21 protein-coding genes are annotated in these 25,944 nt (G+C 58.3%); 4 read left to right on the top strand and 17 right to left on the bottom strand.

The genetic code is table 11. The annotated features are described in order from the left end of the window. The 16 genes from dnaE to rpsB form a co-directional block, all read right to left on the bottom strand. Window positions 1–3,522 (bottom strand): DNA polymerase III subunit alpha, encoded by a 3,522-nt coding sequence (gene dnaE / locus ACZ0A4_RS00750; RefSeq protein WP_463572667.1) that lies wholly within the window; start codon window positions 3,520–3,522, stop codon window positions 1–3. A 76-nt stretch (window positions 3,523–3,598) separates the two neighbouring features. After that, the gene (gene rnhB / locus ACZ0A4_RS00745) at window positions 3,599–4,225 is read right to left on the bottom strand and encodes a ribonuclease HII (protein WP_007908845.1); all 627 of its coding nucleotides are present in this window, start codon (window positions 4,223–4,225) and stop codon (window positions 3,599–3,601) included. Window positions 4,226–4,236: 11 nt separating this feature from the next. Continuing rightward, window positions 4,237–5,367 carry a lipid-A-disaccharide synthase gene (lpxB, locus tag ACZ0A4_RS00740; RefSeq protein WP_463572666.1) on the bottom strand — a complete coding sequence of 377 codons (1,131 nt, stop codon included), beginning with the start codon at window positions 5,365–5,367 and terminating at the stop codon, window positions 4,237–4,239. Window positions 5,368–5,369: 2 nt separating this feature from the next. Then, window positions 5,370–6,146, bottom strand: coding sequence for an acyl-ACP--UDP-N-acetylglucosamine O-acyltransferase (gene lpxA, locus ACZ0A4_RS00735; RefSeq protein ID WP_141128826.1), 777 nt, complete (start codon window positions 6,144–6,146; stop codon window positions 5,370–5,372). Further along, entirely contained in the window at window positions 6,143–6,583 is a 441-nt protein-coding gene (fabZ, locus tag ACZ0A4_RS00730) for a 3-hydroxyacyl-ACP dehydratase FabZ (RefSeq protein WP_003222142.1), read from the bottom strand. The genes lpxA and fabZ overlap by 4 nt, the downstream gene beginning before the upstream one ends. A gap of 106 nt (window positions 6,584–6,689) precedes the next feature. After that, window positions 6,690–7,745, bottom strand: coding sequence for a UDP-3-O-(3-hydroxymyristoyl)glucosamine N-acyltransferase (gene lpxD, locus ACZ0A4_RS00725; RefSeq protein ID WP_463572664.1), 1,056 nt, complete (start codon window positions 7,743–7,745; stop codon window positions 6,690–6,692). Window positions 7,746–7,748: 3 nt separating this feature from the next. Continuing rightward, complete coding sequence (locus ACZ0A4_RS00720; protein WP_007908849.1) at window positions 7,749–8,252, bottom strand: OmpH/Skp family outer membrane protein; 504 nt, start codon at window positions 8,250–8,252, stop codon at window positions 7,749–7,751. A 45-nt stretch (window positions 8,253–8,297) separates the two neighbouring features. After that, window positions 8,298–10,673: an outer membrane protein assembly factor BamA gene (bamA, locus tag ACZ0A4_RS00715; protein ID WP_141128828.1), complete on the bottom strand. Its 2,376-nt coding sequence runs from the start codon at window positions 10,671–10,673 to the stop codon at window positions 8,298–8,300. A 74-nt stretch (window positions 10,674–10,747) separates the two neighbouring features. Beyond that, window positions 10,748–12,100 carry a sigma E protease regulator RseP gene (gene rseP / locus ACZ0A4_RS00710; protein WP_463572663.1) on the bottom strand — a complete coding sequence of 451 codons (1,353 nt, stop codon included), beginning with the start codon at window positions 12,098–12,100 and terminating at the stop codon, window positions 10,748–10,750. A 54-nt stretch (window positions 12,101–12,154) separates the two neighbouring features. Continuing rightward, a complete protein-coding gene (gene ispC, locus ACZ0A4_RS00705) occupies window positions 12,155–13,345 on the bottom strand; it encodes a 1-deoxy-D-xylulose-5-phosphate reductoisomerase (RefSeq protein ID WP_463572661.1) in 1,191 nt (396 codons plus the stop codon). Beyond that, entirely contained in the window at window positions 13,342–14,148 is an 807-nt protein-coding gene (locus ACZ0A4_RS00700; protein WP_038357900.1) for a phosphatidate cytidylyltransferase, read from the bottom strand. Before ACZ0A4_RS00700 ends, ispC begins: the two co-directional genes overlap by 4 nt. Then, window positions 14,148–14,903, bottom strand: coding sequence for a polyprenyl diphosphate synthase (gene uppS, locus ACZ0A4_RS00695; RefSeq protein ID WP_034156332.1), 756 nt, complete (start codon window positions 14,901–14,903; stop codon window positions 14,148–14,150). The genes ACZ0A4_RS00700 and uppS overlap by 1 nt, the downstream gene beginning before the upstream one ends. A gap of 14 nt (window positions 14,904–14,917) precedes the next feature. Continuing rightward, the gene (gene frr, locus ACZ0A4_RS00690) at window positions 14,918–15,475 is read right to left on the bottom strand and encodes a ribosome recycling factor (RefSeq protein WP_007908855.1); all 558 of its coding nucleotides are present in this window, start codon (window positions 15,473–15,475) and stop codon (window positions 14,918–14,920) included. Then, on the bottom strand, window positions 15,472–16,215 hold the full coding sequence (gene pyrH, locus ACZ0A4_RS00685; RefSeq protein ID WP_003222124.1) for a UMP kinase: 744 nt from the start codon (window positions 16,213–16,215) through the stop codon (window positions 15,472–15,474). Before pyrH ends, frr begins: the two co-directional genes overlap by 4 nt. Window positions 16,216–16,424: 209 nt before the next feature. After that, window positions 16,425–17,288 carry a translation elongation factor Ts gene (tsf, locus tag ACZ0A4_RS00680; protein WP_007908856.1) on the bottom strand — a complete coding sequence of 288 codons (864 nt, stop codon included), beginning with the start codon at window positions 17,286–17,288 and terminating at the stop codon, window positions 16,425–16,427. Window positions 17,289–17,480: 192 nt separating this feature from the next. Further along, complete coding sequence (rpsB, locus tag ACZ0A4_RS00675; RefSeq protein WP_003222119.1) at window positions 17,481–18,218, bottom strand: 30S ribosomal protein S2; 738 nt, start codon at window positions 18,216–18,218, stop codon at window positions 17,481–17,483. Window positions 18,219–18,591: 373 nt separating this feature from the next. On the opposite strand from rpsB, the gene map reads away from it, so the two are divergent. The 4 genes from map to ACZ0A4_RS00655 all read left to right on the top strand — a co-directional run bounded on the left by map (window position 18,592) and on the right by ACZ0A4_RS00655 (window position 24,260). Further along, window positions 18,592–19,374, top strand: coding sequence for a type I methionyl aminopeptidase (gene map / locus ACZ0A4_RS00670; RefSeq protein WP_016985097.1), 783 nt, complete (start codon window positions 18,592–18,594; stop codon window positions 19,372–19,374). 41 nt (window positions 19,375–19,415) lie between these two features. Beyond that, a complete protein-coding gene (locus ACZ0A4_RS00665) occupies window positions 19,416–22,118 on the top strand; it encodes a [protein-PII] uridylyltransferase (protein WP_463572660.1) in 2,703 nt (900 codons plus the stop codon). 44 nt (window positions 22,119–22,162) lie between these two features. Continuing rightward, on the top strand, window positions 22,163–23,362 hold the full coding sequence (dapC, locus tag ACZ0A4_RS00660; protein WP_463572658.1) for a succinyldiaminopimelate transaminase: 1,200 nt from the start codon (window positions 22,163–22,165) through the stop codon (window positions 23,360–23,362). A 205-nt stretch (window positions 23,363–23,567) separates the two neighbouring features. Then, entirely contained in the window at window positions 23,568–24,260 is a 693-nt protein-coding gene (locus tag ACZ0A4_RS00655) for a M12 family metallopeptidase (protein WP_463572656.1), read from the top strand. On the opposite strand, the gene ACZ0A4_RS00650 is transcribed toward ACZ0A4_RS00655, so the two are convergent. Beyond that, window positions 24,253–25,884 (bottom strand): Na+/H+ antiporter, encoded by a 1,632-nt coding sequence (locus ACZ0A4_RS00650; RefSeq protein WP_463572655.1) that lies wholly within the window; start codon window positions 25,882–25,884, stop codon window positions 24,253–24,255. The genes ACZ0A4_RS00655 and ACZ0A4_RS00650 overlap by 8 nt on opposite strands. Window positions 25,885–25,944 lie beyond the last annotated feature (60 nt).

The raw sequence follows: 25,944 nt of genomic DNA, 5'->3' as shown, positions 1-25,944 counted from the left end.
TCAACGGTATTGGAGGAAGACGTTGTCTCGCCCGAACTGGTCACGCAGAGCCTGAATCAAGGCATCCGCCGGATCAATTCGCCACGTCTCGCCAAACTGCAACAAGGTCTTGGCATCCGGGCTGGTGTATTCCATGGTGATCGGGCAAGCGCCACGATGACGCTTGAGCAACTCGCCCAACCAGCGTAGCTGATCGCCTTTCAAGTCCTGAGTCTGAAGCTTTAGACGCAGACTTTCGGCCAGGTTGGTCCGGGCGTCTTCCATGCTCATCACACGCTTGACCCGCAGCTTCAGGCCGCCGGAGAAGTCGTCATTGCTGACCTCGCCTTCGACGACCACCATCGCGTCAGTCTGCAACAACGACTGCGCCGCATGGAACGACTCGGAAAACAGCGAGGCCTCGATGCGTCCAGAGCGGTCATCCAGGGTGATGAACCCCATCTTGTCGCCCTTCTTGTTCTTCATGACCCGCAGCGCAATGATCATGCCTGCGACGGTCTGGGTATCTCGCGCCGGTTTCAGATCAATGATGCGCTGGCGGGCGAAACGACGGATTTCACCTTCGTATTCATCAATCGGGTGACCGGTCAGGTACAGGCCCAGGGTGTCTTTCTCCCCTTTGAGCCGCTCCTTGAGCGTCAACTCCTTGGCCTTGCGATGGTTGGCGTAAACGTCAGCGTCTTCTTCGACGAACAGTCCACCGAACAGGTCCGAGTGCCCGCTGTCCTGAGTGCGTGCAGTTTGTTCGGCGGCCTTGATCGCCTCTTCCATGGCCGTCAGCAGCACCGCGCGGTTGCGGTCGATGTTGGCCTGGTAGGCTTTTTGCTCATCGCGGAAGTACGGGCCAAGGCGATCCAGAGCGCCGCTGCGGATCAAGCCGTCGAGCGTGCGTTTGTTGATGCGCTTGAGGTCGACCCGGGCGCAGAAATCGAACAAGTCCTTGAACGGCCCTGCCAGACGCGCCTCAGTGATCGCCTCAACCGGCCCCTCGCCTACGCCTTTGATCGCGCCCAGGCCATAGATGATCCGGCCCTCATCGTTCACCGTGAACTTGAACTCCGACGTATTCACGTCCGGCGCGTCGAGGCGCAGCTTCATGGTGCGAATTTCTTCGATCAAGGTCACGACCTTGTCGGTATTGTGCATGTCCGCCGACAGTACCGCGGCCATGAACGGCGCCGGGTAATGGGTTTTCAGCCAGGCGGTCTGGTACGACACCAGACCGTAAGCCGCGGAGTGAGACTTGTTGAAGCCGTAACCGGCGAATTTTTCCACCAGGTCGAAAATGTTACCGGCGAGGTCGGCGTCGATATTGTTGGTCTTGCAACCCTCAATGAAACCGCCGCGCTGCTTGGCCATTTCTTCGGGTTTTTTCTTACCCATCGCCCGACGCAGCATGTCTGCGCCGCCGAGGGTGTAGCCGGCCATGACCTGGGCAATCTGCATCACCTGTTCCTGATACAGGATGATGCCGTAAGTCGGCGCCAAGACTGGCTTGAGGCCTTCGTACTGGTAGTCGGAGTGCGGATACGCCAGCTCGGCGCGCCCATGCTTACGGTTGATAAAGTCGTCAACCATGCCGGACTGCAACGGGCCCGGACGGAACAGGGCCACCAGTGCGATCAAGTCTTCCAGACAGTCGGGCTTGAGCTTTTTGATAAGCTCTTTCATGCCGCGCGATTCAAGCTGGAATACTGCGGTGGTTTCGGCTTTTTGCAGCAGCGTGTATGTCGGCTTGTCGTCAAGCGGGATGAACGCGATGTCCAGCGGCGGCTCGTCGACCTTGGCGCGGTCGCGGTTGATGGTCTTCAGCGCCCAGTCGATAACCGTCAGCGTGCGCAGACCGAGGAAGTCGAACTTCACCAGACCGGCCGCTTCAACGTCGTCCTTGTCGAACTGGGTTACCAGACCGTCACCGGCCTCGTCGCAATAGATCGGCGAGAAGTCAGTCAGTTTGGTCGGTGCGATCACCACACCACCGGCGTGTTTACCGACGTTACGCACGACGCCCTCGAGCTTGCGCGCCATCTCCCAGATTTCCGCAGCCTCTTCATCGACCTTGATGAAGTCACGCAGGATCTCTTCCTGCTCGTAGGCTTTTTCCAGGGTCATGCCGACTTCAAACGGAATCATCTTCGACAGACGATCCGCCAGGCCGTAGGACTTGCCCTGCACCCGCGCCACGTCACGCACCACCGCTTTTGCGGCCATGGAACCGAATGTAATGATCTGGCTTACCGCGTTGCGGCCGTATTTCTCGGCCACGTAATCGATCACCCGGTCACGACCATCCATGCAGAAGTCGACGTCGAAGTCGGGCATCGAGACCCGTTCCGGGTTAAGGAAACGTTCGAACAGCAGGTCGTATTCCAGCGGGTCGAGGTCGGTGATCTTCTGCACGTAGGCCACCAACGAACCGGCACCCGATCCGCGCCCAGGACCTACCGGCACGCCGTTGCTCTTGGCCCACTGGATAAAGTCCATAACGATGAGGAAGTAACCGGGAAAACCCATCTGGATGATGATATCCAGCTCGAAATTCAAGCGGTCGACGTAGACCTGACGCTTGGCTTCGTAATCTTCGGTGGTGTCTTTGGGCAGCAGCACCGCCAAGCGTTCTTCGAGACCGTCGAAGGACACTTTGCGGAAATATTCGTCGATGGTCATGCCATCGGGAATCGGGAAGTTGGGCAGGAAGTGAGTGCCCAGTTTCACTTCGATGTTGCAGCGCTTGGCGATCTCGACGGTGTTTTCAATCGCGTCGGGAATATCGCTGAACAGCTCGATCATCTCCTCGGCGCTTTTCAGGTATTGCTGATCGCTGTAATTCTTCGAGCGCCGCGGATCGTCGAGGGCGCGGCCCTCACCGATGCACACGCGGGTTTCGTGCGCAGCAAAGTCTTCCTGCTTGATGAAGCGCACATCGTTGGTTGCCACCAGCGGCGCGCCGAGTTTGTCGGCAAGCGCTACGGCGCCGTGCAGTTGTTCTTCATCGTTAGGACGATTGGTGCGCTGGATTTCCAGATAGAAACGATCCGGGAACACCGCCATCCATTCACGCGCCAAGGCTTCGGCTTCGGCCGGGTTGCCGCCAATCATGGCCATGCCGATCTCGCCTTCTTTGGCGGCGGACAGCATGATCAGGCCTTCGTTGGCTTCGGCGACCCACTCACGCTCGACAATGATCATGCCGTTGCGCTGGCCTTCGATGAAGCCGCGCGAGATCAACTCGGTGAGGTTGCGATAACCCTTGGCGTTCATCACCAACAGACTGAGCCGGCTCAGCGGTGCGTCCGAGTCTTTGTTCGACAGCCACAGGTCGGCGCCGCAGATCGGCTTGATGCCCGCGCCCATGGTGTTTTTATAGAATTTGACCAGAGAACACATGTTGTTCTGGTCGGTGACCGCGACCGCCGGCATGTTCATGGCCGTCAGCGCCTTGACCAGCGGCTTGATCCGCACCAGCCCGTCGACCAGGGAGTATTCAGTGTGCAGGCGTAGATGAACGAATGAAGCCGGCATAGTGATCCTGTCCAGTTACATAGAGACAACAAGGCCCGGATTGTACCGGGCCTCGAACAAAACATCAGCCTTGCGACTAAACCTGTGTCAGGCCTTCGAGCGCTTCATAAGCCTGACGCACCGGGGCGAACGAGCGCCGGTGAATCGGCGTCGGGCCAAGACGCACCAACGCTTCCAGATGAACGGGCGTCGGGTAGCCTTTATGGCCACCGATGCCGTAACCCGGGTAAATCAATTCGAAGGCGGCCATTTCGCGGTCGCGGCTGACCTTGGCCAGAATCGACGCGGCAGCGATGGCTGGAACCTTGCCGTCGCCCTGCACGACCGCTTCGGCGCGCATCGGCAGTTGCGGACAGCGGTTGCCGTCGATCATCGCCAGTTTCGGCTGGATGTGCAGGCCAGCGACGGCGCGCTGCATGGCCAGCATGGTTGCGTGGAGGATGTTCAGCTCGTCGATTTCCTCGACTTCCGCACGGGCGATGCACCAGCTCAGGGATTTCTCGATGATTTCGTCATAGAGCTTTTCGCGCTTGGCTTCGGTGAGCTTCTTCGAGTCGTTGAGGCCGAGAATCGGCCGGTTCGGATCAAGGATCACCGCCGCCGTCACCACTGCACCGCACAACGGGCCACGCCCGACTTCATCGACACCCGCCACCAGTTCTTCAACTTCGGCGACCAGGGTGAAATCCAGGCCCATCTGCATGCTTGTCTTGCTCATCGTGTCTGACCGATCAGGTTGAGGACGGCGTCCGCCGCCTGATTAGAAGCATCCAGCCGCAGTGTGCGGTGAATCTCATCAAAGCCGCGCGTCTGTTCTTCGCCGCCTTCGATCAATGGCGATAGGGTCTGCGCCAGTGCTTCGACTGTTGCATCATCCTGCAATAATTCTGGAACCAGCAGACGTTGGGCCAGCAGGTTCGGCAGCGACACGTACGGGCTCTTGACCATGCGCTTGAGAATCCAGAACGTCAGCGGTGCCAGGCGGTACGCCACCACCATCGGTCTCTTGTACAACAGCGCTTCAAGAGTGGCGGTACCGGAGGCAATCAGCACGGCGTTGCACGCGGCCAGCGCCAGATGGGATTTGCCGTCGAGCAAGGTCACCGGCAGATCGCGGCCGGCGAGCATCTCTTCAAGTTGCGCACGGCGCTCCGGGTTGGCGCACGGAATGACAAAGCGCAAACCCGGGCGCAGCGCACGCAGTCGTTCAGCGGTATCGAGGAACAGCGCCCCCAGCCGGGACACTTCCCCGCCTCGGCTGCCGGGCATCAACGCCACCAGCGGGCCGTCGGGCAAACCCAACTCGGCACGCGCCGCAGCGCGATCGGCCTCCAGCGGAATGGTGTCGGCCAGCGTGTGGCCAACGAACCGCACCGGCACGCCTTTTTCTTCGTAGAATTTTGCTTCGAACGGCAGCAGTGTCAGCATCAGATCACAGCCTTCGCGGATCTTCAGCACGCGCTTCTGGCGCCACGCCCATACCGACGGGCTGACGTAATGGACGGTCTTGATCCCCGCCTGACGCAGCTTCAATTCGATATTGAGGTTGAAGTCCGGTGCATCGATACCGATGAACACGTCCGGCTTCGCGGCGATCAGCGTGGCGATCAGGTCCTTGCGGCGCTTGAGCAGTTCTCGCAAACGGCCGAGGACTTCCACCAGACCCATGACCGACAAACGCTCCATGGGAAAGTAGGAGGTCAGCCCCTCGGCCTGCATCAACGGGCCGCCGACACCGATAAACTCGACCGCCGGGTGTTGAGCCTTGAGCGCGCGCATGAGACCGGCGCCGAGAATGTCACCGGAAGCTTCACCCGCCACCAGCGCAATACGCAGATTGGCCATGATCAGCGAGTGATGCCGCGAGTCGACGACTGAATGGAGTCACGGAATATTGCGACTTCCGGGAACTGCGCCGCAGGTTCGGCCAGCTCAGCCAGCGCCTGTTCGACCGTGAGGCCCTGGCGATAGACGGTTTTGTAAGCGCGACGCAGGGTGTGGATCGCGTCCTCGCTGAAGCCGCGACGGCGCATGCCTTCGAAGTTCATGCTGCGCGCTTCGGCCGGGTTGCCGAACACGGTGACGAACGCCGGAACGTCCTTGCCGATGGCAGTGCCCATGCCGGAAAAGCTGTGCGCGCCAATGTGGCAATACTGGTGAACAAGGGTGAACCCGGAGAGGATCGCCCAGTCATCCACATGCACATGGCCGGCCAACGCCGTGTTGTTGACCAGAATGCAGTGGTTGCCGATGACACTGTCGTGCCCGATGTGCGCATAGGCCATGATCAGGTTGTGATCGCCCAGGGTGGTTTCCGAACGGTCTTGAACGGTGCCACGGTGGATGGTCACACCTTCACGAATGACGTTGTGGTCACCGATCACCAGACGGGTTTCTTCGCCTTTGTATTTCAGATCGGGCGTGTCTTCGCCTACCGAGGAAAACTGATAGATGCGATTGTGCTTGCCGATGCGGGTCGGGCCTTTGAGGATTACATGCGGCCCGATCACGCTACCCTCGCCGATTTCCACACCAGCGCCGATGATCGACCACGGGCCGACCTCGACGCCGTCGGCCAGAACGGCCGACGGATCGATGATTGCGCGAGGGTCAATCAAACTCATAGCTTGCGTTCCGCGCAGATGATCTCTGCGGAGCAGACCGGCTTGCCATCGACCGAAGCCTGGCATTCGAACTTCCAGATCTGACGCTTGCAGCTGATGAACTTGGCTTCAAGGATCAACTGGTCGCCCGGCAACACGGGCTGGCGGAAGCGCAGCTTGTCGGAACCGACGAAGTAGTAGAGCGTGCCGTCGGCAGGCTTCACATCAAGCATTTTGAAACCGAGGATCCCGGCAGCCTGAGCCATCGCTTCGATGATCAGCACACCCGGCATGATTGGATGCGCAGGGAAGTGACCATTGAAGAACGGTTCATTGATGCTGACATTCTTGTAGGCGCGAATGCGCTTGCCTTCAGTGTCCAGTTCCACCACCCGGTCCACCAGCAGGAACGGGTAACGGTGAGGCAGGTATTCGCGAATCTCGTTGATGTCCATCATTTCGGGGGGAAGCCTATGTAAAGATTGGGAGCGCGACTGACGCGCACTCCTCTAGCAAATCAAGGAGGCAGTCTAGAGGCTGTGCACACTTGATATGGAAATGGTATCAGCCATCTGATGAAGCATTGCCGTCAGGGGTCACTTCCCCTACGCGCTTTTCCAGCTGTTTCAAACGCCGCGCGATGTCATCGAGCTGACGAATGCGGGCCGCGCTTTTGCGCCATTCGGCCGCCGGTTGCATGGCTGTGCCGGAAGAATAGGCACCCGGCTCGGTAATCGAGTGGGTCACCATGGTCATCCCGGTCAGGAAAACGTTGTCGCAAATATCAATGTGGCCGACCAGGCCAACACCGCCAGCGAGCATGCAGTGCTTGCCGATTTTGGTGCTGCCGGAGATCCCGACGCACGCCGCCATGGCGGTGTGATCACCAACCTGAACGTTGTGAGCGATCTGGATCTGGTTGTCGAGCTTCACACCGTTACCGATCACGGTATCGGCCAGAGCGCCACGGTCGATGGCGGTATTCACGCCAATCTCGACATCGTCGCCGATGGTCACACCACCGATCTGGGCGATCTTCTGCCAGATACCTTTTTCATTGGCAAAGCCGAAGCCTTCACCGCCGAGCACGGCACCGGACTGAATCACCACACGCTTGCCGATACGCACGTCGTGATAAAGCGTCACGCGCGGGGCAAGCCAGCCGCCCTCGCCGATTTCGCTGCGGGCACCGACAACGCAATGCGCGCCCAGCGTTACTTGCGCACCAATTCGCGCGCCGGCCTCGATCACTACAAAAGGACCGATGCTGGCAGTAGGATCAACCATGGCGTCCGCCGCAATGACCGCTGACGGATGGATACCCGCAGTGGCTTTCGGCTTGGGATCGAACAAGTGAGAGATACGCGCGTAAGCCAGATAAGGATCAGGCACCACCAAAGCATTACCGGCAAAACCTTCGGCATCAGCTTCTTTGAGCAGCAAGGCTGCTGCCTGCGAGCCGGCCAGGTATTTGCGGTATTGAGGGTTTGCCAGAAAGCTCAACTGAGCTGGGCCAGCCTCTTGCAAAGTGGCTAGCCCAGTAATTTGCGTCTCAGGGTCGCCACGCAAGGTGGCGCCGAGGAACTCGGCCAACTGGCCGAGCTTGATAGTCACGGTCATGGGTTACTTCAGCTGATTCATGCGCTCGATAACCTGGCGCGTGATGTCGTACTGAGGTTTGACATCAATCACTGCGCCACGCTCGAACACCAGGTCAAAACCACCTTTCTTGATGACTTCTTCCACTGCGCTATCCAGCTTCGGCTTCAGCTGCTTGAGCATTTCGCGGTCAGCAACGGCTTTGGCTTCGTTCAGCTCCTTGGACTGGAACTGGAAGTCACGGGCCTTTTGCTTGAATTCCAGCTCCAGACGCTCACGCTCACCTTGCTGCATTTTATCGCCACCGGCCATCAGGCGATCCTGAATACCCTTGGCACTGCTTTCCAGGGTCTTAAGTTTGGTCAGCTGCGGACCAAACTTCTTCTCGGCATCCACGGCGTATTTCTTCGCAGCGTCGGACTCCAACAGAGCCATCTGATAGTTCAGAACGGCAATTTTCATGTCGGCAAATGCCGGGCCTGCCACCATCAAGGAGGCCAGGAGAACCAATTGAGTCAACTTACGCACGATGCACTCCTACAAAATCCATTGTCGTTATCTTGGGTCAGACGCTTAGAACGTCTGGCCGAGGGAGAATTGGAACACTTGAGTTTCAGCGTCATCCGGTTTCTTGATCGGCATGGCCAACGCGAAGCTCAGAGGACCCAGTGCGGTGACCCAGGTCACGCCCACACCCACGGAACTGGCCATGTTGCTCAGGCTGATGTCGTTGCACTGCGTGTTCGACTTGGTACCGTTGGCATTGGTAGTGTCCGAGCACTTGGAGTCAAACACGTTACCGACATCCCAGAATACCGAGGTACGCAGGGAGCGCTGATCTTTCACGAACGGCAACGGGAACAGAACCTCGACACCACCCTGGATCAGGACGTTACCACCGAACGGCAGTGGATCCTGGTCCGGGTCGGCCAGCGTACCCGGGTTGGTGCCACGGCTCGGCGTACTGCGCGGGCCAAGGGTGCTGTCCTTGAAGCCACGTACCGAGTTGAAACCACCAGCATAGTAGTTTTCATAGAACGGCAAGCCGTCAGTCGAACCATAACCGTCGCCGTAACCCAATTCGGTATGCAGACGCAGGGTGTAGTTCTCGCTGATCGGCTGGAACAGCTGACCGCGGTAATCAAGCTTGTAGAACGACAGGTCGCTGCCAGGCACTGTGGTTTCCAGGGTCAGACTCTGGGAACGGCCACGGGTCGGCAGTACGCCTTTGTTCAGGGTCGATTCAGACCAGCCGGCCGAGGCCTTGAAGTTCAGGTACTTGTCGCCTTCCTTGTTAACGAAGTCGAAAATCTCGTCAACGGTGTAGGTACCGGTCTTGATCTCGTCCTGTTGAACCGACAGACCAAACGTCAGACGCGAAGTCTCGCTGATCGGGTAACCAACGTTAACGCCGGCACCCAGGCTGTCTACCGCATAGCTTGCTACGTCGACGTCGAGGTCTTTGTAGTCAGTGGTGCGATAGAACGCGTTGTAACCCAGGCTCACGCCATCGGCGGTCCAGTACGGGTCAACGTAGCCGAAGTTGTAGCGGCTCTGGTATTCGCTGCGGGTCAGACCGATGCTGACGCGGTTACCGGTACCGAGGAAGTTGTTCTGGGTGATCGAACCACCGAGGATCAGACCGGCACTCTGGGCGAAACCGACGCTGGCGGTAATCGAACCGGAAGCCTGTTCTTCAACGGCATAGTTCACGTCAACCTGGTCGTCGACACCCGGAACAGCCGGAGTTTCAACGTTGACCTCTTTAAAGAAGCCCAGACGCTCAAGACGGGTCTTGGATTGGTCGATCAGGTAAGTCGAAGCCCAGCCGCCTTCCATCTGACGCATTTCACGACGCAGCACTTCGTCTTCGGACTTGGTGTTGCCACGGAAGTTGATGCGGTTGACGTAGGCGCGCTTGCCCGGATCAACAGCGAAAAGGATGTCTACAGTGTGATCATCATCGTGCGGCTGCGGTACGCCGTTGACGTTGGCGAAGGTGTAACCCTCGTTACCCAGACGACGGGTGATCAGTTCGGACGTGGTGGTCATCAGCTTGCGCGAGAACACCTGACCTTTCTGCACCAGCAGCAAGGACTTGACCTGATCTTCAGGGACTTTCAGATCACCGCTGAGCTTGACGTCACGTACGGTGTACTTCTCGCCTTCGGTGACGTTGACAGTGATGTAGACGTGTTTTTTGTCCGGGGTGATCGACACCTGCGTCGAAGCGATATCCATATTGATATAGCCACGATCCAGGTAGTAGGAACGCAGACGTTCCAGGTCACCGGACAGTTTTTCACGGGCGTACTTGTCGTCGTTCTTGAAGAACGACAGCCAGTTGGTGGTCTTCAGCTCGAACAGGTCGGTCAGGTCTTCCTCAGGGAAAACCGTGTTGCCCACCACGTTGATGTGCTGAATGGCCGCAACGGTGCCTTCGTTGATTTTCACTTTCAGGCCGACGCGGTTACGCGGCTGCGATACCACTTCGGTATCGACCGTAGCCGAGTAGCGACCTTGCGCGACGTACTGACGCTGCAGTTCGTTACGCACGCCTTCAAGGGTGGCGCGCTGGAAGATCTCGCCTTCGGCCAGACCGGATTGCTTGAGACCTTTCATCAGGTCTTCAGTCGAGATCGCCTTGTTGCCTTCGATTTCGATACTGGCGACCGACGGACGCTCGACGACCGTGATGACCAGAACGTTGCCTTCGCGGCCCAGCTGGATATCTTGAAAGAAACCGGTTTTGAACAACGCACGAGTGGATTCCACCAGGCGACGATCATCCGCCTGCTCACCGACGTTCAACGGCAAGGCACCAAAGACGCTACCCGCGGAGACCCGCTGGAGGCCATTGACGCGAATATCAGAGATAGTGAAGGACTCGGCGTGAACTTCGGCGATCATCAATACGGTGAGAACCGCAGTTAGCAGCAGACGTTTCATGAAGTCCTTTCTTATTCCAACTGGCAATAAACAAACTGCCGCAAAATGCGGCAGATTCGCAATTCAGCGAAGCGTTACAGTCGACCCAGATCGTTGACCAGAGCAAGCAACATCACCCCGACCACCAAACTGATACCGATCTGTATCCCCCAACCTTGCACCCGATCCGACAAGGGACGACCACGCGCCCACTCGATCAGATAAAACAACAAATGCCCCCCATCCAGTACAGGAATGGGCAGCAAATTCAGAACCCCCAGGCTAATACTCAGATAAGCAAGGAAATTCAGGAAATCAGCGACGCCCGACTGGGCAGAAGCGCCCGCCACTTTAGCAATGGTTATCGGTCCACTCAAGTTTTTTACCGAGAGCTCGCCGAACAGCATTTTCTTCAGTGAATCGAGCGTCAGAATGCTCATGGTCCAAGTGCGACGAGCACCCTCGCCAATCGCCGCCAACGGCCCGTAACTGACCTCGCGAATCATCTCCGGCGGCCAGTCGACTGCTTTCACGCCCGCGCCCAGATAACCACTTGGTGATTTGCTTTCACCACGCGCCGCCAAGGTCACAGGGACGTCGATTTGAGCACTGTCGCGCTCGATGCGCAGCATGATTTTGGTATCAGGACGCGTACGAACGGTATCGACCACCTGCTGCCAGTCATTCAGCGCCTGACCGTCGAGTGCCAGCAAACGATCGCCAGTCTTCAGGCCTGCGGCCTGGGCCGGACCTTTCGGATCAAGCTCGGCAAGTACCGGCGGCAACGCCGGGCGCCACGGGCGAATACCCAGCGAGCGAATCGGATCCGGCTCATCAGCGCCTTTGAGCCAATTGTCCAGCTTCAGCTCACGCGGCGTATCCGCAGTCGAACCCTGCTCACGCACCAGCAATTGCAGAGAACCGCTTTCACCAAGGCGTCGTACCAATTGCAGATTGACGGCCGCCCAACCGGTAGTAGGCTCACCATCGATAGCGACGATTTCCTGGCCTGCGCTCAACCCGGCGCTGGCGGCGATGCTGCCGGACTCAACCGCACCGATGACCGGACGCACCTGCTCGCTGCCGAGCATGGCCAACACCCAGAAGAACACCAGCGCCAAAAGAAAGTTGGCAATGGGGCCGGCCGCAACAATGGCGATACGCTGACGCACGGATTTGCGATTGAACGATTGATCAAGCTGATCGACCGGAACCTCACCCTCACGCTCGTCGAGCATTTTGACGTAGCCGCCCAACGGAATCGCGGCAACCACAAACTCGGTGCCTTGCTTGTCGTGCCAGCGCAATAACGGCATGCCAAAGCCTACAGAGAAACGTAGAACCTTGACGCCACAGCGACGCGCGACCCAAAAGTGGCCGAATTCGTGAAAGGTGACCAGCACACCCAAGGCGATCAGGGTGCCGGCAATCATATAGAGCGCGCTCATCTACTTTCTCCGCAATCCTGTTCAGTGCCGCCTGTAGCCATTGTGTAGCAAATTCTATCGATCGTGGCGCTTCAACCATTGCTCAGCCAGAGCTCGCGCCTTGGCATCAGCCGTAAACACGGCATCGAGATCTGCCAGCGCAACGACCGGTTCGAGGCTCAAGACCTCCTCGATGATACTCGCGATTTCCAGGTAACGAACCCGTCCGTCGAGAAACGCTGCCACCGCCACCTCGTTGGCTGCGTTGAGCATCGCCGGCGCACTGTCGCCAGCCTCGGCAGCTTGCCGTGCCAAACGCAGACAAGGGAAACGCTCTTCATCCGGTGCTTCGAAGTCCAGACGCGCGACAGCAAACAAATCCAGCGGCGCCACGCCAGAATCAATGCGCTCCGGCCAGGCCAAGGCATTGGCGATCGGCGTCCGCATATCAGGATTGCCCAACTGCGCCAACACCGAGCCATCGACATAATCGACCAGCGAGTGAATGACGCTCTGCGGGTGAATCACCACTTCAACCTGCGAGGGTTTTGCATCAAACAACCAACAGGCCTCGATCAGCTCGAGACCTTTATTCATCATGCTGGCCGAATCGACCGAAATCTTGCGCCCCATGGACCAGTTCGGGTGCGCACACGCCTGATCAGGTGAAACATGCGCCAGTTCACTCATCGGCGTCTGTCGGAACGGACCACCAGAGGCTGTGAGCAAAATCCGACGGACACCGACACAGCTCAGTCCACGGGCAAAATCCTGTGGCATGCACTGGAAGATCGCGTTGTGCTCGCTGTCGATCGGCAGCAACACCGAACCGCTCTTGCGCACCGCCTGCATGAACAAGGCGCCGGACATCACCAGCGCCTCTTTATTGGCGAGGAGAATCTTCTTGCCGGCTTCAACGGCCGCCAGGGTCGGACGCAGACCTGCCGCCCCAACGATCGCTGCCATCACCGCATCGACTTCTGGAGCAGCAGCGACCTGACACAGGCCCTCCTCCCCCACCAATACACGGGTCGGCAAACCGGCGGCTCGCAAGTCGTCCTGCAAGCCGCGTGCGGCGGTAGCTTCTGGCACCACGGCAAATTGCGGCACGTGACGCACGCACAAAGCGAAAAGCTCACTCAGGCGCGTGAAACCACTCAAAGCGAAGACCTGATAACGCTCAGGATGACGAGCAATAACATCCAGCGTGCTCAGGCCGATCGAGCCCGTCGCGCCCAGAACGGTAATCTGTTGAGGGCGACTCACGGTGCAGCCATCCACAGCAGCACCGCAAACACTGGAATTGCGGCAGTCAGACTGTCGATACGATCAAGCACGCCACCATGACCGGGCAGCAGATTACTGCTGTCCTTGATGCCGGACTGACGCTTGAACATGCTTTCAGTCAGGTCGCCGACAACCGAGATGAAGACGATCAGCGCAGCGCCGATCAAGCCTTTAAGCAGCTCGGCGACAGTCCAGTCACGCACCAGGCCGACAATCGCGGTGATCAGCAGGCTTAGCGCCAGACCGCCGTAGACGCCTTCCCAGCTCTTGCCCGGGCTGACTTGCGGGGCCAGCTTGCGCTTGCCGAACTTGCGACCAGAGAAGTAGGCACCGATGTCGGCACCCCAGACCAGCACCATCACAGCCATGATCAGCCAGTTACCCAGCGGGTACTGCTTGATCTGCACCAGACCTTGCCAGGCCGGCAGCAAAATAAGCAGGCCGATGACCAGTTTGGTTGCCGCACTGGACCAATGCACGCTGGAGCGCGGATAGGTCAGCACCAGCCAGGTCGCCGCCGCCCACCACAATACAGACGCTCCCAGCACCCACGGCGCAAGCCCGGGCAGGATGTACATGATGAACAACATGAACGCGACCACGGCGGCAAAACCCACGCGGAACGCTTGCCCGGTGAAACCAGCCAGACGCGCCCATTCCCAGGCACCCAAAGTCACGACCAGACCGATGAACAAGGCAAAACCGGAGCCTTCCAGCAGGAAAAACCCGCACAAGGCAATCGGCAGCAGGATCAGCGCAGTGATGATTCGTTGTTTAAGCATTAAACCCGGGCTCCAGCTTCGACCTGTTCGCTCGTTTTACCGAAGCGACGCTGGCGCGAAGCGAAATCGGCCAGCGCATTGCGCATGGCATCGTGTTTGAAGTCCGGCCAGAACAGGTCGGAGAAGTACAACTCGGCATAAGCCAGTTGCCACAGCAGGAAGTTGCTGATGCGATGCTCGCCACCGGTACGAATGCACAGGTCTGGCAACGGCAGATCGCCGGTCGCCAGACAGGTTTGCAACAGATCCGGGGTGATGTCTTCCGGACGCAAGTGTCCGGCCTGGACTTCACGCGCCAGACGCTGTGCAGCTTGCGCAATATCCCACTGACCACCGTAATTGGCGGCGATCTGCAGGATGAAGCGGTTGGAGCCCGCCGTCATCGCTTCAGCTTCACGCATTGCTGCCTGAAGCTCCGGATGAAAGCGCGAACGATCGCCTATGATGCGCAGGCTGATGTTGTTGTCGTTGAGGCGCTTGGCCTCACGACGCAATGCCTTGAAGAACAAGTCCATCAAGGCACTGACCTCATCGGCCGGGCGCTGCCAGTTCTCACTTGAAAACGCGAACAGGGTGAGCACTTCGACCTTGGCCTCGGCGCACACCTCGATCACGGCACGCACAGCATCCACGCCCGCTTTATGCCCGGCGACACCCGGCATAAAGCGTTTTTTCGCCCAGCGATTGTTGCCATCCATGATGATCGCGACATGGCGCGGCACCGCGGACGGCGCAGTCTGCTTGGTCTTGTCCATTAAAAGCTCGAACCTTATACGGCCATCAGATCCGCTTCTTTTTGCTTGGTAGCCGTGTCGATATCAGCCTCGGCCTTGTCGGTGAGCTTCTGAATATCGGCAGCGGCACGACGCTCTTCGTCTTCGCTGATTTCTTTATCCTTGACCAGCTTCTTCAGCTCGCCCAGGGCATCACGACGAATGTTGCGCACGGCAACACGGGCGTCTTCGGCGGCACTGCGCGCCTGCTTGGTGAAGCCCTTGCGGGTTTCTTCGGTCAGGGCAGGCATGGAAATCAGCAACAACTCGCCCAGGTTGGTCGGGTTGAGGTTCAGACCTGCGCTCTGGATTGCCTTGTCGACCGCTGCGAGCATATTGCGCTCGAACGCAACGACTTGCAGGGTGCGCGAGTCTTTTACAGTGATGTTCGCCACTTGGGTGATGGAGGTATCTGCGCCGTAGTACGGCACCATCACGCTACCCAGAATGCTTGGGTGAGCCTTGCCGGTACGAATCTGACCAAATGCGTGGGCCAGAGAGTCCAGGGATTTCTGCATGCGCTCTTGAGCGTCTTTCTTGATTTCGTTGATCATTGTTGACCTTCCTCGATCAGGGTGCCTTCAGCGCCGCCATGGACGATGTTCAGCAGGGCACCGGGCTTGTTCATGTTGAATACGCGCAGCGGCATCTTGTGGTCGCGGCACAGGCAAATAGCGGTCAGATCCATCACGCCCAGCTTGCGATCCAGCACTTCATCATAAGTCAGATGATCGAACTTCTCGGCATGCGGGTCTTTGAACGGGTCTGCGGTATAGACGCCATCAACCTTGGTCGCTTTGAGCACGACATCGGCATCGATTTCGATTGCACGCAGACAGGCTGCCGAATCCGTGGTGAAGAACGGGTTGCCGGTACCGGCTGCGAAAATCACGACGTCTTTGGAGTTCAGATGACGCATGGCTTTGCGGCGATCGTAGTGATCAGTCACGCCAACCATGGAAATAGCCGACATGACGATGGCCGAGATATTGGCACGTTCCAGCGCATCGCGCATGGCCAGGGCGTTCATCACAGTGGCCAGCATGCCCATGTGGTCGCCTGTCACCCGATCCATACCGGCTTTGCTCAGGGCTTCGCCACGGAACAGGTTGCCGCCGCCGATCACCAGACCGACCTGAACGCCGATACCGACCAGTTGGCCGACCTCCAGCGCCATGCGATCCAATACCTTTGGATCGATCCCGAACTCTTCCGAGCCCATCAGGGCCTCGCCGCTAAGCTTGAGTAGAATGCGTTTATAGCGAGCCTGATAACCACTGCCCTGCTGAGCCATTGCGAATCTCTCCTGCGGCGTATTTAAAATTCTTTGCGAGCTGTTTACAGCTGGCGTTCACTCTAGCTTGGCGCTGCTTCAGCGCCATCGGAACATGGCTTTGTAAGTCAGTTCCAAGTGGAAACCAATAAAAAACTGGCTCCCCCATCTGAAAAGAGGCTGCGCGCGTAAGCGGGCAGCCTCTTTCGGGCGACAGTTGGAAAACCGTCTTATTGCTTGGCGGCAGCCAGCTGGGCAGCAACTTCTTCAGCGAAGTTGTCGACCGGCTTCTCGATGCCTTCGCCTACTTTGAAGTAGGTGAAGGAAACGATTTCAGCACCGGCCTTCTTGGCCAGCTCGCCAACCTTGATTTCAGGGTTCTTGACGAACGCCTGCTCAACCAGGCTTGCTTCAGCCAGGAACTTGCTGATACGGCCTTTGACCATATTTTCAACAATGTTTTCTGGCTTGCCTTTGATTTTTTCTTCGTTCAGCTGCAGGAACACAGCTTTTTCGCGCTCGATCGCTTCAGCCGAAACTTCCGATGGCAGCAGGAACTCAGGGTTGCTGGCCGCTACGTGCATAGCGATGTCTTTGGCCAGTTCAACGTTGCCGCCTTTCAGAACAACTGCAACACCGATCTTGTTGCCGTGCAGGTAGCCACCAACAACGTCGCCTTCTACGCGAACCAGACGACGGATGTTGACGTTTTCGCCAACCTTGCCGACCAGTACCAGGCGAGCAGCTTCTTGAGCCTCGATCAGTGGAGCAACATCAGTCAGCTTGTCGGCGAAGGCTTTTTCGATGCTTTCAGCAACGAATGCCTTGAAGTCGTCCTGCAGAGCCAGGAAGTCGGTCTGCGAGTTCACTTCCAGCAGAACAGCAGATTTGCCGTCTTCTTTCAGAGCGATGGCGCCTTCAGCGGCAACGTTGCCAGCTTTTTTGGCAGCCTTGATTGCGCCCGAAGCACGCATGTCATCAATGGCTTTTTCGATGTCGCCGTCAGCCTTTTCCAGGGCTTTCTTGCAATCCATCATGCCTTCGCCGGTACGCTCGCGCAGTTCTTTAACCAACGCTGCAGTAATTGCTGCCATTTTCAAATTCCTCTTGGATAGGTTTTCAACCATTCCACCCGATCGAACGGGCGTTCAATTCGTCCCGAACCCCACCTTGTAGCTGCTGCACGTTACAGAAGCTGTAGCTGCGCCGCCGACAAATGGTTTTCGAGGTGGCAAAAAGGGGGCCAAGCCCCCTTTTTGCTTACTGAGTCAACGCCAGGGCGTTAATTACTCAGCTGCAGCCTGAGTTTCTTCAGCTGCGAATTCTACAGTGCCGCCAGCAACATTGTTGCGACCACGGATTACTGCGTCAGCCATCGAACCCATGTACAGCTGGATAGCGCGGATTGCGTCATCGTTGCCTGGGATGATGTAGTCAACGCCTTCCGGGCTGCTGTTGGTGTCGACAACGCCGATTACCGGGATGCCCAGTTTGTTGGCTTCGGTGATCGCGATGCGCTCGTGGTCAACGTCGATCACGAACAGTGCGTCTGGCAGACCGCCCATGTCCTTGATACCGCCCAGCGAACGATCCAGCTTCTCAAGATCACGGGAGCGCATCAGCGCTTCTTTCTTGGTCAGCTTGGCGAAAGTACCGTCTTCGGCTTGAACTTCAAGGTCACGCAGACGCTTGATGGAAGCACGAATGGTTTTGAAGTTGGTCAGCATGCCGCCCAACCAGCGGTGATCGACGTACGGCGAACCGCAACGTGCTGCTTCTTCAGCAACGATCTTGCCAGCGGAACGCTTGGTGCCGACGAACAGAATCTTGTTTTTGCCCTGGGCCAGACGCTCTACGAAAGTCAGAGCTTCGTTGAACATTGGCAGGGTTTTTTCAAGGTTGATGATGTGAATCTTGTTACGCGCGCCGAAAATGTACTTACCCATTTTCGGATTCCAGTAACGGGTTTGGTGACCGAAGTGCACACCGGCCTTCAGCATATCGCGCATATTGACTTGGGACATGATAGTTCCTTAATAAGTCGGGTTTGGCCTCCACGTATCCCAATGACCAACCAGTGGCATAAAGCCAAAAGCACCCAGGTCATCGTGTCGACACGTGTGTGGATTTAAGCTTTTCGGGGTATCCCCGGAAAGCGGCGCATTTTATACCACAGGGTGCGCAGAAACGGAACCCGGAATCTGTATTCGCACCAAGGACATGGGCGCAGCCCCCTTGGAATCGGCCCCGAACGCACCATTGTATAGAGAGAAGCGATGCACGCGGGCGCTGAATTGCGCCGTGCGTCTGTTAGAATCGCGTTTTTCAGGGTCGCCAATCGAACACCTGCCACCCTATTCGTATCAGCAAGCGCCGCCGAGCGCAGAGAGAGCCTGTATGACCGTCAACCTCAAAACCCCCGAGGACATCGCTGGCATGCGTGTCGCCGGCAAACTGGCCGCCGATGTGCTGGAAATGATTGCCGAACATGTCAAACCGGGTGTCACCACCGATGAGCTGAACCAGATCTGCCACGACTACATCGTCAATGTGCAGCAAGCCATCCCTGCCCCGCTCAATTACAAGGGCTACCCGAAGTCGATCTGCACCTCGATCAACCACGTGGTCTGCCATGGCATTCCGAATGACAAGCCGCTGAAAAACGGTGACACCCTGAATATCGACGTGACCGTGATAAAGGACGGCTACCACGGCGACACCAGCCGCATGTTCCATGTCGGCGAAGTGCCTGTCTGGGCTGAACGCCTGTCGCAGATCACCCAGGAATGCATGTACAAAGCGATCGAGATCGTCAAACCTGGCTGCCGTCTCGGCGACATCGGTGAAGTGATCCAGAAGCATGCCGAGAAAAACGGTTTCTCGGTGGTTCGCGAGTTCTGCGGTCACGGCATCGGCAAGGTCTTCCACGAAGAGCCGCAGATCCTGCACTACGGCCGTGCCGGCACCGGCATGGAACTGAAAGCCGGCATGACCTTCACCATCGAACCGATGATCAACCAGGGCAAGGCCGACACCAAAGTATTGGGCGACGGTTGGACCGCTATCACCAAAGACCGCAAGCTGTCGGCTCAGTGGGAACATACCCTGTTGGTCACCGACACCGGCTACGAGATCTTCACCCTGCGCGCCGACGACACCATCCCGCGCATCTCGGCCTGATCCAGCAAACGCTCCCAGCCTTATAGAAGGAAAGCCAATCGATGCCGCAGGTGGATCCCGAACTCTTCGACCGCGGCCAGTTCCAGGCTGAACTGGCCCTCAAAGCGAGTCCTATCGCGGCGTTCAAGAAGGCGATCCGCCAGGCTCGCGAGGTACTCGACACGCGTTTTCGCCAGGGCCGCGACATTCGCCGTCTGATCGAAGACCGTGCCTGGTTCGTCGACAACATTCTGCAAAAGGCCTGGGAGCAGTTCAACTGGAGCGAAGACGCCGACATCGCGCTGGTCGCGGTCGGCGGCTACGGTCGTGGTGAGTTGCACCCGTATTCCGACATTGATTTGCTGATCCTGCTGGACAGCGCCGATCACGAAGTTTTCCGCGATTCCATCGAGCGTTTTCTCACGTTGCTGTGGGACATTGGCCTGGAAGTCGGTCAGAGCGTTCGCTCTGTCGACGAATGCGCCCAAGAGGCGCGCGCCGACCTGACTGTGGTCACTAACCTGATGGAAAGCCGCACCATTTGCGGCCCCGAGCGTCTGCGTCAGCGCATGCTCGACGTCACCAGCACCGCCCACATGTGGCCGGCCAAGGAGTTCTTCCTGGCCAAGCGCGCCGAGCAGAAGGCCCGCCACCACAAATACAACGACACCGAATACAACCTGGAACCCAACGTCAAAGGCTCGCCCGGCGGCCTGCGGGATATTCAGACGATTCTCTGGGTGGCCCGGCGTCAGTACGGCACTCTTAACCTGCGCGCCCTCGCTGGCGAGGGTTTTTTGGTCGAAAGCGAAAACGCCCTGCTCGCCTCCTCCCAGGAATTTCTCTGGAAAGTGCGTTACGCCCTGCACATGCTCGCGGGCCGTTCCGAAGACCGCTTGCTGTTCGATCATCAGCGCACCATTGCCGGGCTTCTCGGCTTTGAAGGTGACGACGCCAAACAGGCCGTCGAAAACTTCATGCAGCAGTATTTCCGCGTGGTGATGAGCATTGCCCAGCTCAGCGATCTGATCATCCAGCATTTCGAGGAAGTCATCCTCGCGCCGGAAGACGAAGCGCCGCCGCAGCCGATCAACTCGCGCTTCCAGCTCCATGACGGCTATATCGAAGCACGCAACGACAACGTGTTCCGCCGCACGCCGTTCGCCATGCTCGAAATCTTCGTGCTGATGGCTCAGCAGCCGGAAATCAAAGGCGTGCGCGCCGACACCATTCGTCTGTTGCGCGAGCACCGTCACCTGATCGACGACAATTTCCGCAACGATATTCGCAACACCAGCCTGTTCATCGAGCTGTTCAAGTGCAAGATCGGCATCCACCGCAACCTGCGCCGGATGAACCGTTACGGCATTCTCGGGCGCTATCTGCCGGAGTTCGGTTTTATCGTCGGACAGATGCAGCACGACCTGTTCCACATTTATACGGTCGATGCGCACACGCTGAACCTGATCAAACACCTGCGCAAACTGCAGTACACCCAGGTCTCGGAAAAATTTCCGCTGGCTGCCAAGCTGATGGCCAAACTGCCCAAACCCGAACTGATCTACATGGCCGGCCTGTACCACGACATCGGTAAAGGCCGGCATGGCGATCACTCGGAAATCGGCGCGGTCGATGCCGAGGCGTTCTGCCAGCGCCATCAGTTGCCAGTGTGGGACAGTCGCCTGATCGTCTGGCTGGTGCAGAACCATCTGGTGATGTCGACCACCGCCCAACGCAAGGACTTGTCCGACCCACAGGTGATCCACGATTTCGCTCAGGCTGTCGGCGACGAAACCCGCCTCGATTATCTCTACGTTTTGACTGTGGCCGACATCAACGCGACCAACCCGACACTGTGGAATTCGTGGCGCGCCAGTCTGTTGCGCCAGCTCTACACCGAGACCAAACGCGCCTTGCGCCGTGGCCTGGAAAATCCTGTGGATCGCGAAGAGCAGATCCGCCAGACCCAAAGCGCTGCGCTGGACATTCTGGTGCGCGGCGGCACCGACCCGGACGACGTCGAGCAGTTGTGGGCGCAGTTGGGCGATGACTATTTCCTGCGCCACACCGCCGGCGACGTGGCCTGGCATAGCGATGCAATCCTGCAGCAACCGGTCGATGGCGGACCTTTGGTGCTGATCAAGGAAACCACCCAGCGCGAGTTCGAGGGTGGTACGCAGATCTTCATTTATGCACCGGACCAGCACGACTTCTTCGCGGTGACCGTGGCTGCGATGGACCAGCTCAACCTGAACATTCATGACGCCCGGGTCATCACCTCGAGCAGCCAGTTCACCCTCGACACCTACATCGTGCTCGACAACGAAGGCGAGTCGATCGGCGACAACCCGGCGCGGGTCAAGCAGATCCGTGAAGGCCTGACCGAAGCCCTGCGCAATCCGGACGATTACCCGACGATCATCCAGCGCCGCGTGCCGCGCCAGCTCAAGCATTTCGCCTTTGCGCCACAGGTGACGATTCACAACGATGCCCAGCGACCGGTGACCGTGCTGGAATTGACCGCACCCGACCGCCCGGGACTGCTGGCGCGGATCGGCGGGATTTTCCTCGAGTTCGACCTGTCGCTGCAGAACGCCAAGATTGCGACGTTAGGCGAGCGGGTGGAAGACGTGTTCTTCATCACCGACGCGCACAACCAACCGTTGTCCGACCCGCTGCTGTGCAGCCGCTTGCAGGATGCGATCGTTGAGCAACTGAGCGTCAATCAGGAACCCGATATCAAGCTTTCGCGCCTCAGCATCTGATGGCGCGCACGGATTCAAATGGCTTAGCACGAGACCCAGCCCCCATGAACAACGCTTTGAACCAGCTCCAGCCTTACCCGTTCGAGAAGCTCCGCGCCCTGCTCGGCACCGTGACACCGAACCCGGAAAAACGCCCGATCGCCCTGTCGATCGGCGAGCCGAAACACCGCTCGCCGAGCTTTGTCGCCGAAGCGCTGGCCAACAGTCTGGATCAGATGGCGGTGTACCCGACCACCCTTGGCATTCCCGCGCTGCGCGAAGCGATTGCCGGCTGGTGCGAGCGTCGTTTCGGCGTGCCGAGCGGCTGGATCGATCCGGCGCGCAACGTGCTGCCGGTCAATGGCACCCGCGAAGCACTGTTCGCGTTCACCCAGACCGTGGTCAACCGTGGCGATGACGCACTCGTGGTCAGCCCGAACCCGTTCTACCAAATCTACGAAGGCGCAGCGTTCCTCGCCGGGGCCAAGCCGCACTATCTGCCTTGCCTGGACGAGAACGGCTTCAACCCGGATTTCGATGCTGTTTCGCCAGACATCTGGAAGCGCTGCCAGATTCTGTTTTTGTGCTCGCCAGGCAATCCGACCGGTGCGCTGATTCCGGTCGATGTGCTGAAAAAACTGATCGCCCTGGCTGACGAATACGACTTCGTGATCGCCGCCGACGAGTGCTACAGCGAGCTTTACTTCAACGAGCAAACACCACCGCCTGGCCTGCTGACGGCTTGCGTCGAACTGGGCCGCAACGACTTCAAGCGTTGCGTGGTGTTCCATAGCTTGTCCAAGCGCTCCAACCTGCCGGGCCTGCGTTCCGGTTTTGTCGCCGGCGACGCTGACATCCTCAAGGGTTTCCTGCTCTATCGCACCTACCACGGCTGTGCGATGCCGGTGCAAACGCAATTGGCCAGCGTCGCTGCCTGGAACGACGAAGTCCATGTGCGCGCCAACCGCGCGCTGTACCGCGAAAAATTCGACGCAGTGCTGGAGATCCTCAGCCCGGTGATGGATGTGCAGCGCCCTGATGGCAGCTTCTACCTGTGGCCGAACGTACAGGGTGATGACGCCGCTTTCTGCCGCGATCTGTTTGAGCAGGAGCACGTGACCGTGGTGCCGGGCTCGTACCTGTCCCGTGATGTCGATGGCGTCAACCCGGGCGCTGGCCGTGTACGCATGGCGCTGGTTGCACCGCTGGCAGAATGCGTCGAAGCCGCCGAACGGATTCGCGCCTTTATCACCCGTCAGCAATAAGCCGTATTGGCCCGCGCCAGGCAATCTGGCGCGCGGTTTTATCACCGCGATACATATCCAGGCAATTACCGGCTTCCTACCCGTCCTCTCCAAAGATAGTCTTCAGATGAACAGTGACTGTAACTAACAGTCGCGGCCTATCGTTTCAGAAAAATACTTCCGGGCACCACTATAAGCACCTCGTAAATCAATATGGATATTGATCATGCACCACTACCCCTTCGTCAAAATGCGCAGTCGCAACTTCAACTCAGGAGAACGTCACAAGCGTTCTATCGCCTATTCCAACCGGTTATGGGACAACGCCAGCATGGTAACTTTTTCGTTCATGGAAGATTTACCCGAGGAATTGGCCTACCGGGTCGAACGGATAATTCGTCAATGGGAACCCTTTGTCAGCCTGACATTTGCTTTGGTCGAACAAGGCCAGGGACAGATCCGTATCGCCCTCAACGGCGAAGCGAACTGGTCGGCAGTCGGCACCGAAGCGTTGGAACTCGATCCCGAAGAACCTACGCTGGTCATTCAGACTGATCCGCAAAACCCGCTGTTTGAAGCCACGCTGCTGCATGAGTTCGGACATGCACTGGGGTTTCATCATGCTCATCTGCATCCCGATGCCAATATTCCATGGAATATAGAAGCTGTGTACGAGCACTTCAGGGAAATTCAGGGCTGGAACCCTGATGAAATTGAACTGAATATATTCCGCCTCGACAGTTGCGACATGACTTCCAGAGGAGAATACGACCGCCTTTCCATCATGCATTATCCGGTAGCAAACTTTATGACCCACGGCAACTTCGAGATTGCCTTCAACCTGAAACTCAGTGACAGGGATAAACGCCTGGCCAGGCAAAGTTATCCCGCCATTGATTATCGGGCCCAGGTTATTTGATCTGTCCCAAGTTGGCCTCACTCAAATCCAGATCGGCCAACACTTCTCTGAGGACGTCATCACCGATCTGGTGATGGCGACTAAGGCTGTAGAGCTCCAGGCGTTGCGCCCTTAGTGCCTTCAGACGCAGGCGACGCTCAAGCAGATCCATCTGGAACGCCAAGGCCTGGGCTTCGGCGGAATCGTTGAAGACATCGAGCTGATGGCGATACTCGGACATGATCCGCGCTTTCAACTCGGCCGACAGCGCGGCTTGAGCAGCGTCCTGCGGGGTAGTTTCCTCGGTTTCGAGCGCGTGAATCGCCGCCTCTGCGGTTTTACGCCACGCGTCGCGGACTTCCTGGCGCCGTTTGTCATCCGGACTTTTCTCGATGCCTCGCAACAACAGCGGCAGCGCGATACAGGCTGAAACCAGCGACAGCAGAATCACCCCGGCGGCGATGAAGATCAGCAAATCACGCTCGGGAAACGCATCCGCCCCCATCAACATCGGCACCGACATCACACCCGCCAGTGTCACTGCCCCGCGCACACCACCGACGGTCAGCAGCCAGCAAGAGCGCGCGGTCGGCACTTGGGTCAGATCGCCCTTCCCGCGCCAACGTCGCAACAGTACCGACAAGCGCCATATGCTCTGTACCCAGATAAACCGCAACAGCACCAAGGCGAGGAAAATCGCCACGACATCGAGACAGCGATAAAACAGCGTCGGCCACAACGTCGGCTCGTGGCTGACCACGGCTTTGATGATGTCCGGCAATTGCAGGCCGAGCAGCAGGAAGATCAGACCGTTGAAGGCAAACTCCAGCAACGACCAGACGCTGCGGTTGAGCAAGCGAGTGCTGGTCTGCCGGGGCAACAGATCGAGCCAGCTCTGCATCATCCCCGCCGCGACCGCTGACAGAATGCCCGAGACGCCGAGGCGCTCGGCCAAGACATACGCGGCAAACGGCAACAGCAGCATGAACACCACGTGAGTCGCCGGATCGTCCCAACCGCGCGCGATCATCCACGCACGCAGGCGTCCGACCAGCCAGCTCAAGGCCACACCGACCGCCAGTCCGCCCAGTGCTACGACGACAAAGGTCAGGCTGGCGTTGGTCAGCGAAAACACGCCGGTGATGGCTGCGGCCAAGGCGAACTTGAAAGTCACCAGGCCCGACGCATCGTTCATCAGCGCCTCACCTTGCAGGATGTGCATCAGCGGTGTCGGCAAGCGGTTCTGCGAAATCGCCGAAACCGCCACCGCGTCAGTCGGCGACAGCACAGCGGCCAGGGCAAATGCCACCGGCAACGCAATTGCCGGCAACAACCAGTGAATGAAGTAACCGGCGCCGACCACTGTAAACAGCACCAATCCCACGGCCAGCGTCAGGATCGGTCCGCGCAGATGCCAGAACTCGCGCTTGGGCATACGCCAGCCATCGGAAAACAGCAGCGGTGGCAGGAACAGAAACAGGAACAACTCCGGGTCCAGCGCTACGTGCAGACCGAGCGTTGGCCAGGCGAGCAAGGCACCGGCGGCGATTTGTACCAGAGGCAGCGGCAGCGGGATGACCCGACCGACCAGACGCGAGACGCTGACCAGCATCAGCAGGATCAGAACGGTGTAGGCGGTTTGCATAAAGCGGAAATCTCAGACAATCGACAGCGTTGAACTGCCATATTAGCCGCTTAGGCTGTG

This window comes from Pseudomonas sp. AC172 (assembly GCF_979258595.1).
This window is presented reverse-complemented; position numbering and strand designations above follow the sequence as displayed.